We start from the raw sequence: 14,717 nt of genomic DNA, 5'->3' as shown, positions 1-14,717 counted from the left end.
AGACATCATGCGCTGGAGCGATTTCGCACAATGGGGCCGCAGGGTCTCCGACTGGGCCGTCAATTACCACGAAGGCCTCCGCGACCGGCCGGTCCGCGCGCAGACGAAGCCCGGTGAAGTCGCGGCCGCCCTGCCCGTGTCGCCACCGGATGCCGCGGAGTCGATGGAGACGATCTTCGCCGATTTCGAGACAATCGTGATGCCCGGCATCACCCATTGGCAGCATCCGCGCTTCTTTGCCTATTTCCCCGCCAATGCCGCGCCCGCATCGGTGCTCGCCGAGTACCTCGTCTCCACCGTCGCGCCGCAATGCATGCTGTGGCAGACCTCCCCTGCCGCGACCGAGATGGAAACGGTCGTGCTCGACTGGCTGCGCCAAGCGATCGGCCTGCCGGAAGGCTTTGCCGGCGTCATCCAGGATTCCGCATCTTCGGCCACGCTCGCCGCGGTGTTGACGATGCGCGAAAGAGCGCTCGGCTGGGCCGGCAATACGTCCGGCCTCGCCGGCCAGAAGCAGCTCCGCGTCTATTGCTCCCGCGAGGTCCACACCTCCATCGACCGCGCTATATGGGTCGCCGGGATCGGCGAGGAAAATCTGCGCCGCATTCCGGTAACAGGCGCAAACCGCGGCATGGACGCCGACGCGCTCGACGAAGCCATCCGCGCGGACATCGCGGCCGGCTTCCTGCCGGCGGGCATCATCGCCTGTATCGGGGGCACCGGCGTCGGCGCAATGGACGACCTGACCGCGATCATGCCGGTGGCGCGCGAACACGGCCTTTACGTCCATGTCGACGCGGCCTGGGCCGGCGCGGCAATGATCTGCCCGGAATTCCGTCATTACTGGGAAGGTATCGAAGACGCCGATTCCGTCGTCTTCAATCCGCACAAATGGCTCGGCGCGCAGTTCGACTGCTCGGCACATTTCATCCGCTCGCCGGACGATCTCGTGCGCACGCTGGCGATCCAGCCGGAATATCTGAAGACCCATGGCGCCGAGGGCATCATCAACTATTCCGAATGGTCGGTGCCGCTTGGCCGAAGGTTCCGCGCGCTCAAGATCTGGTTCCTTGTCCGCGCCTACGGCCTCGACGGCCTGCGCGAAATGATCCGCAATCACGTCGGCTGGTCGGGAGCGCTCGCCAGGCGGCTGGGCGCCGAACCGGACTTCGAGATCGTGACCGATCCGGTCCTTTCACTGTTTTCCTTCCGCTACATGCGCGACGGCGCGGAACCCGATGCACTCAACCTCGCTTTGGTCCAGGCGATCAACGACGACGGCCGCATCTACCTGACCCAGACCCGCGTCGACGGCGCTCTCGTGATCCGTTTCACCGTCGGAGCGTTCTCTGCAACCGAGGAGGACGTGAAAACCGCCGGCGATGTCATCGTCGAAATCGCCCGCAATCTGGAGACGCCGCATGGCTGATCGCATCGCAACCTTTTCGGCCGGTGACCAAAGCTTCTATGGCGCTGTCGCAGACGGCGGCATCATCGCGCTGTCGCCGGACTTCCCGCAATGGCCGACCCTTCGCGAGGTGATCGAGGCGGGAGCGCTCGAAACGCTGGTCGAGGCGGCGAAGGGCCGCCCGGTGACCCATGACGCCGGGACTTTCCAGTACGAGATCCCGGTGCCGGCACCGGAAAAGATTATCTGCGTTGGCGTCAACTTTCCGGACCGCAACGCCGAATACAAGGACGGCCAGGACGCGCCGCCCAACATGTCGCTCTTCGTGCGCTTCCCGCGATCCTTCACCGGACACGACCAGCCGCTGATCCGGCCAAAAGCGTCCGACAAGCTCGATTACGAGGGTGAAATCGCGGTGGTCATCGGCCGCGGCGGTCGTCACATTCCCGAGGACGAGGCACTCGGTCATATCACCGCGCTGACGCTCTGCAACGAGGGGACGCTGCGCGACTGGGTGCGCCATGCAAAGTTCAACGTGACACAGGGCAAGAACTTCGATTCATCCGGCGCAATGGGGCCGTGGCTGGTGCCTTTCCGTGATCCATCCCAGATCACCGATGTCCACCTGACCACCCGCGTCAACGGCGAGACACGACAGGACGACCGGACCGGCCGGATGCTCTTCCCGGTCGCCCGGCAGATCGCCTATATCTCGACCTTCACCACGCTGGTCCCCGGCGACATCATCGTCACCGGTACGCCGACAGGCGCGGGCGCCCGCTTTGATCCGCCCCTGTTTCTGAAACCCGGAGACGTGGTCGAAGTGGAGGCCGATGGCATCGGTATCCTGTCAAACGGCGTGGCGGACGAGATATGAGCCTCAGCGAAACCGAGATCGAAAACGCCGCCAATGACCTTTTCCTGGCTGACGAGGCGCGCGCCCAGATCGGACTTTTGACCAAACGCCATCCCGACATGTCGATGGACGATGCCTATGCCGTTCAGGCCGCGCTGGTCCGCCGCAAGCTGGAAGCCGGCCGCAAGGTGATCGGTTGGAAGATCGGTCTCACCTCGAAGGCGATGCAGTCCGCTTTGAACATCGACATCCCCGACAGCGGCGTCCTCTTCGACGACATGCTGTTCGACAACGGTGCGACAGTGCCCGCCGGCCGATACATCCAGCCGCGCATCGAGGCCGAAATCGCATTCGTCATGAAGGCGCCGCTCGCGGGGCCCGACGTCACGCGAGACGACGTGATCGCCGCCACCGACTACGTCGCCCCATCGCTCGAAATCCTCGACACCCGCATCCTTCGCGCCGACCCGGAAACCGGTGCGACGCGCAAGATCTGCGACACGATTTCCGACAATGCCGCCAATGCCGGCATTGTGCTCGGCAATGAGAAACACGCCGTGGACGCCTTCGATCTGCGCTGGGCCGGCGCCATCGTCTCGCGCAACGGCGAGGTGGAGGAAACCGGCCTCGGCGCGGGCGTGCTCAACGATCCGGTCACCGGCATTGTCTGGCTGGCGCATCGCATGGCCGTGTATGGACAGGCGATAGAGCCGGGGCAGATCATTCTGTCGGGCTCGTTCATCAGACCGGTCGAATGCCCGCAGGGCAGCGAAATCCACGCGGATTTCGGCCCGTTCGGCAGCGTCTCCTGCGCCTTCGCCTGAAGGGGTTGGCCCGGCGGACATCATGAACCGACATCCGCATCATGCGTTTTGCGCGGCATCCAGTCCGTAAGCGGCAAATTGCGGAACATAGGCACCAAGCCTCAGGCCGCGTTCGGGATCGGACGCGTTGCCGTCAAGCGCGCGCTTCTTCACCCCCTGTAGGATCGCACCCATGCGGAAAAAGCTGAAGGCGAGATAGAACCCGAAATTGTCGATCGCCGCGATCCCCATTCGCCGGCAATAGGCCCCGACAAACGCTTCGTCCGACGGCAGGCCAAGCGCCTCGCGATCGGCGCCTGCAAGGCCCCGCGCCTCCGCGCCGGCGGGCAAGCGCCATTGCATGATCACGGCGGCGAGATCGGCGAAAGGGTGGCCGATCGTCGAGAGCTCCCAGTCGATCACGGCCAGGCATTCCGGTCCCTCGGGCGCAAAAAGCAGATTGTCGATCCGGTAGTCGCCATGCACCAGCGCGCGCCGGCCGTCATCTTCCGGCGCGTTCGCATCGAGCCAGCCCATCAGCGCTTTCATGTCGGGGATTTCTTCCGTCTCGCTTGCGCGATATTGCCTCGACCAGCGATCGATCTGCCGTCGATAATAGTTCCCCGACGCACCGAAATCGCCCAGCCCGGCCGCGTCGACATCCACCCCATGGATCGCAGCGAGCACACGATTCATCTCGTCATAGATGCGGGAGCGCACGGCGCGATCGACGCCCGGAAGGCGCGGATCGTCGAAATTGCGTCCATGCACCTCTTCCATCACATAGAAGGCCGACCCGATCACGCTGTCGTCCTCGCAAAGCACATGCATCCGCGCGACGGGGACATCGGTTTGTGCCAGCGCCTTCTGGACACGGAACTCCCGGTCCACCGCATGCGCCGATTTCAGCAGAGTGCCGGGCGGCTTCCGCCGCAGCACATAGGTCCCGCCGGGCGTCTCCAGCCGGAACGTCGGATTGGATTGGCCGCTCGGAAACTTCTCGGCCGTGACCGGGCCGCGAAAGCCCGGCAGATTGGCCGTCAGCCATGCGGCGATCGCGTCGGTGTCGAACTGCGCCGAGGCGTGCGGCACGGTTCAGACCTTGGCGTTCGAATATTTGCGCAGTTCCATGCGCGCCACCTGCCGCCGGTGAACCGCGTCCGGTCCATCGGCGAAGCGGAGCGTGCGCACCCGGGTCCACATCCTGGCCAACGGAAAATCCTGGCTGATCCCGGCGCCGCCATGCAGTTGCATTGCCTCGTCGATGACCTTGAGCGCCATCAGCGGCGCGACGACCTTTATCTGGCTGATCCAGGGCTGCGCGGCGCGCGTTCCTTCGGTGTCCATCATCCAGGCCGCCTTGAGGCAAAGCAGCCGCGCCTGCTCGATCTCCATGCGCGCATTGGCGATGATGTCGTAATTCGCGCCGAGATCGGCGAGCCTTCGCCCGAAAGCCTCACGCCCGAGCGCACGGCGGCAGAGCAGTTCCAGCGCCTTTTCGGCCTGTCCGATTGCCCGCATGCAATGATGGATGCGTCCCGGCCCGAGCCGTCCCTGCGCCACCTCGAAGCCGCGCCCCTCGCCGAGGATCAGATCTTCCGCCGCGACGCGCACATCAGAGAACCGGATATGCATGTGCCCATGCGGCGCGTCGTCGTGATTGAAGACATGCATCGGCCGCAGCACCTCGATGCCCGGCGTGTCGGCGGGCACGACGAACATGGAATGGCGACTGTGTTTGTCCGCATCCGGATCGGTGCAGGCCATGACGATATAGACGGCGCAGCGCGGATCGCCGGCTCCACTCGCCCACCATTTCTCGCCGTTCAGGATCCATGCATCGCCGTCGCGCCGTGCCGCCATGGCGATCTGCGTCGCGTCGGACGACGCCTCGCCCGGCTCCGTCATCAGATAGGCGGAACGGATCTCGCCCTCGAGCAGCCGCGCCAACCAGCGCGCCTTGTGCGCCTCGCTGCCGTAACGTTCGAGGACCTCCATGTTGCCGGTGTCGGGAGCCGAGCAGTTGAACACCTCGGCCGCCAGATCGACCTTGCCCATCTCCTCGGCAAGATAGGCGTATTCGACGGTCGTCAGGCCATAGCCCTTCTCGCTGTCGGTCAGCCAGAAATTCCACAGACCGCGCGCCTTGGCTTTCGTCTTGAGTTCGTCGAGGATTTCCAGTTGCCGGTCCGTATGCGCGAACCTGTCTCCCGAAGGGTGCTGCCCGACCTCGGCCTCGTATTCGTCGCTGAGCGGCGCGATCTCGTCCTCGATCATCGCCCGGACACGCTCCACGAGCGGCCTGACCCTGTCGGACATACCGAGGTTCATGCGTTCCTCCCTGTTTCCCGTCAGCCGCGCGCGGCTGTTTTGAGATACTCGATGATACCCGAGAAATCCTTGCCGGCACCGCCTTCCTTCAGGAAGGTTTCGTACAGATGCATGGCGTGTTCGCCCATCGGGGTCGCTTGCCCCGTTTCTCCCGCAGCCTGCTGCGAAAGGCCGAGATCCTTCAGCATCAGTTCGGCCGCGAAGCCCGGCTTGTAGTCGTTATCCGCCGGGCTTTCGGGGCCAATGCCGGGAACCGGGCAGTATTTGTTGACAGACCAGCAAAAGCCCGAAGAGGTCGATATCACGTCGTAGGCCGCCTGCGCGGACAGGCCCAGTTTTTCGGCCAGCGCGAAGGATTCGCAGGCCCCAATCATCGAGACGGCGAGCAGCATGTTGTTGCAAATCTTGGCCGATTGTCCGGCCCCGCCCTCGCCGCAATGGACCAGCTTGCCGCCCATGACGCTCAATACCGGTTCGGCCTTGGCGAAAGCCTCCTTCGAGCCTCCCGCCATGAAGGTGAGTGTCCCCGCAGCCGCACCCGCGATCCCGCCGGAGACCGGTGCATCGAGGGGCAGAAGGCCAGCGGTTTCGGACATCGCATGCGCCTTCTTTGCGCTTGCAACGTCGATCGTCGAGCAATCGATGATCACCGCGCCTTTCTGCGCCGCCGGTACGATATCCTCGAAGACCTTCAACACGATCGGACCGTTCGGCAGCATCGTGACGATGATCTCGGCGTCGGCAACCGCGTCTGCCGCGCTCGCGGCGGCCATCATGCCTTCCGCCCCGGCGCTCTCCACAGCAGCGGCAACCGTGTCGAAGACACGCAATTCGTGACCGGCCTTCGCCAGATTGACGGCCATCGGCAGTCCCATATTGCCAAGGCCGATGAATGCGATCCTGCTCATGCGGTCTCCTCCCTCAGATTTCCAGTTCGTCATCTCCGAGCGGCGCTAGCATGGCGTCGATCTTTGCCCGCGACACATCCTCCAGCCGCCGGATCTGCCATTTCGGGTCGCGATCCTTCTCGATCACCTGCGCCCGCACGCCTTCCAGAAAATCTCCGTCCGACATCGCGCGGAACGTGAAGCGGTATTCGTGGACGAGCGCTTGCCGGACACTCGCCAGCGTCCGCGCGTTTCGAACCAGCTCGAATGAGCATGCAACGGAAAGCGGGCAGCCCCGGCGGATCATCTCCGCCGCCTTCCGGGTGAAATCCGACGGATCGGCCTCCAGCGACAACAGGCAGTCGAGCGCGGTTTCCTGGCCGAAATGCCGGTCGATGGCATCGAGATGGGGTGCAAGCGTCGCCTCGTTTCCGTCGCGCGCGAAGGCGCCGATCGCGGTCGGATCGGCGGTCTTCTCAAGTCGAGACTTCAGTTCGTCAAGATCGACCGAAGCGACCTCGATATCGGCGAAGCCCGCATGGATCGCGTCGGCGCCATTCATCCGCCACCCTGTCATGGCCAGAAACTCGCCCAGATGTCCCGGAGCCTGCGCCAGAGGCAGCGAACAGCCCACATCGGGGATCAGGCCAATGGCGCTTTCCGGCATGGCGATCATCGAGCGTTCGGTGACGACGCGATGCGTGCCATGCACCGAAATCCCGGCGCCTCCGCCCATCACGATTCCGTCCATGATTGCGACATAAGGAACGGCGCACTCGCCGATCTTGGCGTTCATCCGGTACTCGTCCGCCCAGAACTTTCGGCCATAGGAATAGTCACCATCCAGACCGCATCGATAGAGTTCCGCGACATCGCCCCCGGCGCAAAAGGCCCGGTCACCCTCCGCATCGACAAGGATGAGATCGACCGCGCCGCCATCGCCCCAGCTGTCCAGCGCACCGTCGACCGCCATCGCCATATCGTAGCTCAGGGCATTCAGCGCCTTTGGCCGGGTCAGCGTAATCCGCCCGCAACGCCCCGCCTCGCGGATATGGATGTCCTCGTCGATGCTCACCTCAGTTCTCCGCCAGCATCTGGCGCGCGACGATCACGCGCATGATCTCGTTGGTGCCTTCCAAAATCTGGTGCACCCGCAAATCGCGAACGATCTTCTCGATGCCGAAATCGGCGAGATAGCCGTAACCGCCATGAATTTGCAGCGCCTCGTTGGCAACATTGAAGGCGGTGTCGGTGACGAAACGCTTGGCCATGGCGCAATGCTTCGTCGCATCCGGCGCACCGGCATCGAGCTTCGACGCCGCCTGGTAGAGGAAGATGCGCGCCGCCTGCAATTCGGTTTCCATATCCGCCAGCCTGAACTGCAGCGACTGGAAATCCGCGATCGGCCTGCCGAACGCCTTGCGGTCCTTCGCATAGGCCAGCGCCTTGTCGAGCGCCGATTGCGCCGCGCCAAGCGCGCTTGCCGCGATGTTCAGCCGGCCGCCATCGAGGCCCGCCATGGCATATCGAAACCCCTTGCCTTCCTCACCGAGGAGATGGTCCGCCGGCACCTTGCAGTCGTCGAACTGAACCTGCGCGGTCGGCTGCGCACGCCAACCCATCTTGCGTTCGTTCGCACCGAAGGAGAGACCCGGCGTGCCGTCCTCCACCAGCATGGCCGAAACGCCACTGGGCCCGTCCCCGCCGCTGCGCACCATGGCGAGATAGAGGTCGGAATGCCCACCGCCCGAGATGAAGGCCTTGGCGCCGTTCAGCCGCCAGCCATTGCCGTCGCGCTCGGCTTTCGTCTTGAGCGATGCCGCATCGGACCCGGCGCCCGGCTCGGTCAGGCAATAGGACGCGATCAGCTCCGTCGCGCACAGTTTCGGCAACCAGGCCTGCCGTTGCTCTTCGGTGCCGAAACGGTCGATCATCCAGGCGACCATGTTGTGGATCGAGATGAAGGAGCCGATGGAGGGGCAGCCATGCGCCAGCGCCTCGAAGATCAGCGCCGCGTCGAGCCGGCCAAGGCCGGAGCCACCGACATCCTCGCGAACATAGATGCCGGCAAGCCCGAGTTCGCCGACGGAGCGAACGACATCTTCGGGAAAATGCCCGGTCTCGTCCCATTCGATCGCCTTCGGTGCGAGATTGTCATCCGCGAAGGCGCGCGCCATCTCCTGGATGGCGCATTGTTCTTCCGTCAGCTCGAAATTCATCGCCTAGCCCATCGTCGGAATGACGAACTCCGCGCCGTCCTTGATGCCGGACGGCCAGCGCGACGTGATCGTCTTGGTCCTTGTATAGAAGCGGAACGCGTCCGGCCCATGCTGGTTGAGATCGCCAAAGCCCGAGCGTTTCCAGCCACCGAACGTGTAGTAGGCGAGCGGCACCGGGATCGGCACATTGATCCCGACCATGCCGATATTGATGCGCGCCGCGAAATCGCGCGCCGCATCACCGTCCCGTGTGAAGATCGCGACACCGTTGCCATATTCGTGGCTCATCGCGAGATCGAGCCCTTCCTCGTATGTCTTGGCGCGCACGACGGAAAGCACCGGACCGAAGATCTCTTCCTTGTAGATCGTCATGTCCTTGGTGACGTTGTCGAACAGACAGCCGCCGATGAAGAAGCCGTCCTCGTAGCCCTGCATGGAAAAATCGCGGCCGTCGACGACGAGATCGGCGCCTTCCTCCACCCCCTTGTCCACGTAGCCCTTGACCCGGTCATGCGCCGCCTTGGTGACCAGCGGCCCGAAATCGGCGTCGTCGCCGGCGGTGTAGGGCGCGATCTTGAGATTCTCGACACGCGGCGTGAGCTTTTCCATCAAACGGTCCGCCGTCTCCTCGCCGACCGGCACCGCCACGGAGACGGCCATGCAACGCTCGCCCGCCGCGCCGTAGCCCGCGCCGACGAGCGCATCCACCGCCTGGTCGAGATCGGCGTCGGGCATGATCAGCATGTGGTTCTTCGCCCCACCGAAACACTGCACCCGCTTGCCCGCAGCGCAGCCGCGCGAATACACATACTCCGCGATTGCCGTCGATCCGACGAAACCGACCGCCTCGATGTCCGGATGGTCCAGAATGCCATCGACGGCTTCCTTGTCGCCATTGACGACATTGAGGATTCCGGCAGGCAGGCCTGCTTCCAGCATCAGTTCGGCCAGCATCATCGGCACGGACGGATCGCGCTCCGAAGGCTTCAGGATGAATGCATTGCCGGCCGCGACGGCGGGGCAGAATTTCCACATCGGGATCATCGCCGGAAAGTTGAACGGCGTGATACCCGCCACCACGCCAAGCGGTTGGCGGACGGAATGAATATCGATGCCGGGGCCCGCGCCCTCGCTGAATTCCCCCTTCAGGAGATGCGGCGCGCCGATGCAGAATTCGGCGACTTCCAGCCCGCGGATCACGTCTCCCTTCGCGTCCGGCAGGGTCTTGCCGTGCTCGCGCGAGAGGGCTTCGGCAAGCTTGTCCATGTCGCGATGGAGCAGATCGACGAATTTCATCAGGACACGCGCGCGGCGCTGCGGATTGGTCGCCCCCCAGTCCGGTTGCGCCGCCTTGGCGTTTTCGATCGCCGCATTCAGTTCAGCGCCGCTGGCCAGCGCGACCTTCGCCTCGACCTCGCCGGTCGCCGGATTGTAGACGTCGCTGAAACGGCCGCTTGTGCCGGCCACGCGTTTTCCGCCGATGAAATGCCCGATCTCGCGCATGTTTCCTCCCTTTCGATCTTTGTCCCGTATCCGGGCAAGCCGCCGCCCGCCCCGGAAGGCCGGTGTAGACCTGCGGCGCCGGAACGCCTTGTCCTATTTCGAATAGTCCCGCCGGTCGTCGATCACCTTGCCGTCATTGGCCAGCCCGGAAGCGATTTCCACCGCCCCCTTCAGCTTCGTATGGGCAATCAGCGCGTTGCTCAAGGCCTCGACATCCGGCGACGCGCCCGGCGCGGCCTCGACCATCAGCGTCATGGCGTCGCCGTCTCCGGCACGATCGACCACGAGCCTGGCCCGCGCGATGCCGGGCACCGACTTGACCACCGCATCGACCTGCTTCGGATCGACGAACATGCCCTTGACCTTGGTCCGCTGGTCGGCGCGCCCCATCCATCCTTTGATACGCATATTCGTGCGTCCGCATGGAGACCGCTCGTCGAGAACGGCAGACAGATCGCCTGTTCCGAAACGGATCAGCGGATAGGCCGCGTTGAACGATGTGACGACGAGTTCGCCCACCTCGCCCGCCGGCACGGGTTCGCCCGTTCCCGGTCGCACGATTTCGACGATCATGTCTTCGCTGACGATCATGCCCGGCAACGGCTGACCGTCTAGCATCGATTCGTAGGCGATTACGCCGAGATCGGCGGTGGCATAGGCCTGCATGACCGAAACGCCGCGTTCGGCATAGTCCGCACGCATCGAAGGAAACAGCGCCCCGCCCGAGACAAGCGCCTTCCTGATCGACGACAGGTCGTGGCCGGTCTCATCAGCCTTGTCGAGCATCACCTTCAGGTAGTCCGGCGTGCCGGCATAGGCGTCCGGCTTCAGGAACGCCGCCGCCTCGACCTGTTGCTCGGTATTGCCGACGCCGGCCGGAAAGACGCGCGCGCCCAGCGCACGTGCACCCGAATCCAGAATGAAGCCGCCCGGCGTCATGTGATAGGAAAGCGCGTTGTGCACCAGATCGCCCTTGCGGATACCGGCGGCATGGAACGCGCGCGCGCCATGCCAAGGGTCGAGTCCGGGCGGTTGCGGCTCCCAGACCGGGCCCGGCGACATGAAGACGCGGCTGCCGTCAAGCGTCGTCGGATCGGCGAACCCGCCAAACGGCGGCTCGGCGGCCTGCGCTTCCATCAGCTCCGGCTTGCGCAGAACCGGAAGTGCATCCAGTGCGTCGCGCGAGGACACGGCTTTCAAGTCGACGTCGGCAAGCCGCTTTCGCCATCCCGGCGTGACCGCCACCGCGGCGGCGAGGAAATGCGGCAGGCGTTCGAACAGCGCCTGTTCGCGCACCTCGCTATCGCGCGTTTCCAGTTCGTCGAAATACTCGCTCATGGTACTGCCCGTCGATTTCGCCGCCGCCCTCAGGCAAGCCAGCGCTTGCGTCGTTTGTAGTGTTTGACATCGCGGAAGGACTTCCGGCCCTCACCGCCAATGCCGAGATAGAATTCCCTCACATCCTCGTTTTCACGCAGTTCCTTCGCCTCGCCGTCCATCACCACGCGGCCCGATTCCAGGATGTATCCATAGGTGGCGTAACGCAGGGCGATGTTCGTGTTCTGCTCGGCAAGCAGGAAGGTAACCCCTTCCTTGGTATTGAGATTGCTCACGATCTCGAAGATCTCTTCCACCAGTTGCGGGGCCAGCCCCATGGACGGCTCGTCCAGGAGAATGGTGGTCGGCCGGGACATCAGCGCGCGGCCGATCGCGCACATCTGCTGTTCGCCGCCGGACGTATAGCCGGCCTGGCTCTTGCGGCGCTCCCTCAGCCGCGGAAAATAGTCGTAGACCATCTCGAGATCGGCGGCGATCGCGCCGCGCCCGTCCTTGCGCGTGAAGGCGCCCGTCATCAGGTTTTCCTCGATCGTCAGATGGCCGAAGCAATGGCGACCTTCCATGACCTGGATACATCCGCGCTGCACGAGATCCGACGGCGACTGGTCCTGGATCTCCGCCCCGTCGAAAATGATCGTGCCTTTGGTCACCTCGCCGCGCTCGGCGCGCAACAGGTTGGAGATCGCCTTCAGCGTGGTCGTCTTGCCGGCGCCGTTCGCGCCGAGGATCGCGACGATCCCGCCGCGCGGCACGCTGAGCGACACGCCTTTCAGCACGAGGATCACGTGGTTGTAGATCACCTCGATATTGTTGACCGCGAGAAGGGGTGCGGTTTCTTCGGCCTTTTGCAGCATGGCGGTTCGTCCGGAAAGGGTTGGATGGGACCGGCGGCAAACGCCGGTCCCGGTGTTTCAGGCTGGGCCTATTCGCAGGCGCGCGGCTCGATGTTGTTTTCGGCGGCAAAGGCCTCCGAATCCTCCATCGCCAGCTTGGTGACGAGTTCACGGTCGGACGGCATGAATTCCGTCACCGCGTTCCACGTCTTGGCGGATGCATCCCACTGCTGGACGAGCGCCGCGCCCGAACCGCCATGGTTTGCGCAATCGACACTGACCGTCGGACCGAAGCCCGGCATGCCGAGCGCTTCGAGCGTCGCGTCGGTCACGTCCAGAGCCTCCATGCCGTCGCGCATTTCAGCGGCATTGATGTCGGCATGGCCGGCAAGCTCCTGGGCCTTCTTGGCCGCCTCGACGGCGAGCATCGCGGCATACATGCCGCGGTTGTACTGGACCGTGCCGAGATTGGTTCCGTCACCAGCTGCCTTGCCCGCATCGACGACATATTTCTGGATGTCGTCGAAGACCGGGTAATCGGTGCCGACGCCCGTGAAGTTCAGCGACTTGTAGCCATTGGCGCCATCGCCCGCCGGCAGCACGTCCTGCTCGGAACCGGACCACCAAATGCCGATGAAGTGATCCATCGGATAGCGGATATTCGCCGCTTCCTGGATGGCCACGGAGTTCATCACGCCCCAGCCCCACATGAAGACATAGTCCGGACGTTCGCGGCGAATCTGAAGCCACTGCGACTTCTGTTCCTGGCCCGGATGGTCGACCGGAATAAGCGTCAACTTGAAGCCCATCTCCTTGGACATTTCCTCAAGCGTGCGGATCGGCTCCTTGCCATAGGCGGAGTTGTGGTAGACGAGCGCGATCGACTTTCCGTCGAGGCTGCCGCCTTCCATGTCGGCCGCATGATGCACGGCGATGGTTGCGCCGTCCCAGTAGTTGGCCGGATAGTTGAACACCCACTTGAACACCTTGCCGTTCATCGCCGATGTACGGCCATAGGCCATGGAGTGCAGCGAAATGCCGTCAGCCGTCACCTTGGGAATGAGCTGATAGGTGATGCCGGTCGAGAGCGGCTGGTAGATCAGCGCGCCGGTGCCGACATTCTTCGTCGACTCGTAACACTCGACGCCCTTCTCGGTGTTGTAGCCGGTTTCGCACTCGGGATTGTCGATCTTGACCCCGCCGACGCCGCCATCGCGTTCGTTGATAAGTGTCAGATAGTCAGCGTAACCGTCGGCGAACGGAATGCCGTTCGGCGCATAGGGTCCGGTGCGGTAGCTGAGAGACGGGAATACGAGGTCGGCCATGGCCGGTCCCGCCCCCATCATCGCGGCGACCGCCGCGACTGTTGCGATTTTCGTCAGTCTCATGTCGTAACTCCTCCGGTTTTTCGACATTCTCCTCCCTTCCGAAAAAGGGTTTGCACCGCGATCGCGCCCGTCAGTACGGGAACGGCCAGAGGCGCAGCTTCTCCTTTGTCAGCCGCCAGAGCTGAGCGAGCCCGTGCGGTTCGACAATGAGGAAAAAGATGATCAGTCCGCCGATCAGCATGATCTGGATATGCGCGGCGACATCGGTCGGCCATCCGAGCGATCCGACGAACAGGTTCTTCAGGAAAACCGGCATCAGGACGAGGAAAGCCGCGCCGAGGAACGACCCGAGGATCGAGCCGAGCCCGCCGATAATGACCATGAAAAGGGCGAGGAACGACTTGTCGATGCCGAACGCCTCGGTGACTTCCGCCGCGCCCAGATAGACCGAGAAGAACAGGGCCCCGCCGACGCCGATGAAGAAGGACGACATGGCGAACGCCGACAATTTGGCCCGCAACGGCTCGACGCCGATGATCTCGGCCGCGATATCCATGTCGCGGATCGCCATCCATGACCGGCCGATCCGGCCGCGCGTCAGATTGCGCGCCAGCCACGCGAAGATGAAAAGGAATGTCAGGCAGAACAGGTAAGTCGCCCATGGCGCCGCGTTCGGACCCGTGACGATGATGCCGAAGACCGTGCGCTCCGGCGCCGTGATCTGGCCGGACGCCGAGTAGTTGTAGAACCACGCGAACTTGTTGAAGACCCAGATCAGGAAGAACTGCGCGGCAAGGGTCGCGACCGCGAGATAGAAGCCCTTGATCCTGAGCGACGGCAGGCCGAACAGCATCCCGACCAGCGCCGTGACACCGCCTGACAGGATCACCACGAAAAAGATGCTCATGCCCGGAAAGGCGGTCATCAGCTTGTAGCAGGCAAACGCGCCCACGGCCATGAACGCGCCGGTGCCGAGCGAGACCTGCCCGCAATACCCCGTCAGGATATTGAGCCCGAGCGCCACCAGCGACCAGACAAGCAGCGGCACCAGGACCGACTTTTCCCAATAGGAATTGACGAAGAAGGGCACCACGCAGAACGCGATCAGCATCGCGCCCCAGAAGAGATAGCGTTCCGACTTGATCGGGAAGGTCTGGTTGTCCTCCCGGTATGTCGTCTTGAAATCACCGGCCTCGCGATAAAGCATTGGG

Annotated in this window: 13 protein-coding genes; 3 read left to right on the top strand and 10 right to left on the bottom strand. The window is 63.8% G+C overall.

Annotated features, from left to right (window positions below; translation table 11 throughout):
- Positions 1 to 7: 7 nt before the first annotated feature.
- Genes ACQK2M_RS06015 through hpaH form a run of 3 tightly spaced genes read left to right on the top strand, consistent with a single transcriptional unit; the run spans position 8 to position 3,088 of the window.
- Entirely contained in the window at positions 8 to 1,429 is a 1,422-nt protein-coding gene (locus tag ACQK2M_RS06015; protein ID WP_425417050.1) for a pyridoxal phosphate-dependent decarboxylase family protein, read from the top strand.
- Positions 1,422 to 2,285 (top strand): fumarylacetoacetate hydrolase family protein, encoded by an 864-nt coding sequence (locus ACQK2M_RS06010; RefSeq protein ID WP_425417049.1) that lies wholly within the window; start codon positions 1,422 to 1,424, stop codon positions 2,283 to 2,285. Before ACQK2M_RS06015 ends, ACQK2M_RS06010 begins: the two co-directional genes overlap by 8 nt.
- Entirely contained in the window at positions 2,282 to 3,088 is an 807-nt protein-coding gene (hpaH, locus tag ACQK2M_RS06005) for a 2-oxo-hept-4-ene-1,7-dioate hydratase (protein ID WP_425417048.1), read from the top strand. Before ACQK2M_RS06010 ends, hpaH begins: the two co-directional genes overlap by 4 nt.
- A 39-nt stretch (positions 3,089 to 3,127) precedes the next feature.
- Here hpaH and ACQK2M_RS06000 read toward each other — a convergent pair whose 3' ends face one another.
- The 10 genes from ACQK2M_RS06000 to ACQK2M_RS05955 all read right to left on the bottom strand — a co-directional run bounded on the left by ACQK2M_RS06000 (position 3,128) and on the right by ACQK2M_RS05955 (position 14,713).
- Positions 3,128 to 4,159, bottom strand: a complete 1,032-nt coding sequence (locus ACQK2M_RS06000; RefSeq protein WP_425417047.1) for a phosphotransferase family protein — start codon at positions 4,157 to 4,159, stop codon at positions 3,128 to 3,130.
- A 3-nt stretch (positions 4,160 to 4,162) separates the two neighbouring features.
- The gene (locus ACQK2M_RS05995) at positions 4,163 to 5,398 is read right to left on the bottom strand and encodes an acyl-CoA dehydrogenase family protein (RefSeq protein WP_223478195.1); all 1,236 of its coding nucleotides are present in this window, start codon (positions 5,396 to 5,398) and stop codon (positions 4,163 to 4,165) included.
- A gap of 20 nt (positions 5,399 to 5,418) precedes the next feature.
- Positions 5,419 to 6,306 (bottom strand): 3-hydroxyisobutyrate dehydrogenase, encoded by an 888-nt coding sequence (gene mmsB, locus ACQK2M_RS05990; protein WP_425417046.1) that lies wholly within the window; start codon positions 6,304 to 6,306, stop codon positions 5,419 to 5,421.
- A 13-nt stretch (positions 6,307 to 6,319) separates the two neighbouring features.
- Positions 6,320 to 7,360, bottom strand: coding sequence for an enoyl-CoA hydratase/isomerase family protein (locus ACQK2M_RS05985; RefSeq protein WP_425417045.1), 1,041 nt, complete (start codon positions 7,358 to 7,360; stop codon positions 6,320 to 6,322).
- Between the two features lies 1 nt (position 7,361).
- Positions 7,362 to 8,504, bottom strand: a complete 1,143-nt coding sequence (locus tag ACQK2M_RS05980) for an acyl-CoA dehydrogenase family protein (protein ID WP_425417044.1) — start codon at positions 8,502 to 8,504, stop codon at positions 7,362 to 7,364.
- Between the two features lie 3 nt (positions 8,505 to 8,507).
- The gene (locus ACQK2M_RS05975; RefSeq protein WP_223478191.1) at positions 8,508 to 10,007 is read right to left on the bottom strand and encodes a CoA-acylating methylmalonate-semialdehyde dehydrogenase; all 1,500 of its coding nucleotides are present in this window, start codon (positions 10,005 to 10,007) and stop codon (positions 8,508 to 8,510) included.
- Between the two features lie 93 nt (positions 10,008 to 10,100).
- Positions 10,101 to 11,345, bottom strand: coding sequence for a phenylacetate--CoA ligase family protein (locus ACQK2M_RS05970; protein WP_425417043.1), 1,245 nt, complete (start codon positions 11,343 to 11,345; stop codon positions 10,101 to 10,103).
- A 29-nt stretch (positions 11,346 to 11,374) separates the two neighbouring features.
- Entirely contained in the window at positions 11,375 to 12,199 is an 825-nt protein-coding gene (locus tag ACQK2M_RS05965) for an ABC transporter ATP-binding protein (protein WP_425417042.1), read from the bottom strand.
- 68 nt (positions 12,200 to 12,267) lie between these two features.
- Positions 12,268 to 13,566, bottom strand: a complete 1,299-nt coding sequence (locus ACQK2M_RS05960; protein WP_425417041.1) for an ABC transporter substrate-binding protein — start codon at positions 13,564 to 13,566, stop codon at positions 12,268 to 12,270.
- 70 nt (positions 13,567 to 13,636) lie between these two features.
- Entirely contained in the window at positions 13,637 to 14,713 is a 1,077-nt protein-coding gene (locus tag ACQK2M_RS05955; RefSeq protein ID WP_223478187.1) for a branched-chain amino acid ABC transporter permease, read from the bottom strand.
- Positions 14,714 to 14,717: the final 4 nt, after the last annotated feature.

Source organism: Oricola indica, from assembly GCF_965227485.1.
Lineage (GTDB): Bacteria > Pseudomonadota > Alphaproteobacteria > Rhizobiales > Rhizobiaceae > Oricola > Oricola indica.
Note: the sequence above shows the minus strand (reverse complement) of the source record. Positions and strands in the feature narration are given on the sequence as shown.

Coding starts and splice junctions, on each gene's coding strand:
- ACQK2M_RS05975 (WP_223478191.1), bottom strand. CDS start 10,007: ATGCGCGAGATCGGGCATTTCATCGGCGGAAAACGCGTGGCCGGCACA.
- mmsB (WP_425417046.1), bottom strand. CDS start 6,306: ATGAGCAGGATCGCATTCATCGGCCTTGGCAATATGGGACTGCCGATG.
- ACQK2M_RS05960 (WP_425417041.1), bottom strand. CDS start 13,566: ATGAGACTGACGAAAATCGCAACAGTCGCGGCGGTCGCCGCGATGATG.
- ACQK2M_RS05995 (WP_223478195.1), bottom strand. CDS start 5,398: ATGAACCTCGGTATGTCCGACAGGGTCAGGCCGCTCGTGGAGCGTGTC.
- ACQK2M_RS06010 (WP_425417049.1), top strand. CDS start 1,422: ATGGCTGATCGCATCGCAACCTTTTCGGCCGGTGACCAAAGCTTCTAT.
- ACQK2M_RS05980 (WP_425417044.1), bottom strand. CDS start 8,504: ATGAATTTCGAGCTGACGGAAGAACAATGCGCCATCCAGGAGATGGCG.
- hpaH (WP_425417048.1), top strand. CDS start 2,282: ATGAGCCTCAGCGAAACCGAGATCGAAAACGCCGCCAATGACCTTTTC.
- ACQK2M_RS05970 (WP_425417043.1), bottom strand. CDS start 11,345: ATGAGCGAGTATTTCGACGAACTGGAAACGCGCGATAGCGAGGTGCGC.
- ACQK2M_RS05955 (WP_223478187.1), bottom strand. CDS start 14,713: ATGCTTTATCGCGAGGCCGGTGATTTCAAGACGACATACCGGGAGGAC.
- ACQK2M_RS05965 (WP_425417042.1), bottom strand. CDS start 12,199: ATGCTGCAAAAGGCCGAAGAAACCGCACCCCTTCTCGCGGTCAACAAT.
- ACQK2M_RS06015 (WP_425417050.1), top strand. CDS start 8: ATGCGCTGGAGCGATTTCGCACAATGGGGCCGCAGGGTCTCCGACTGG.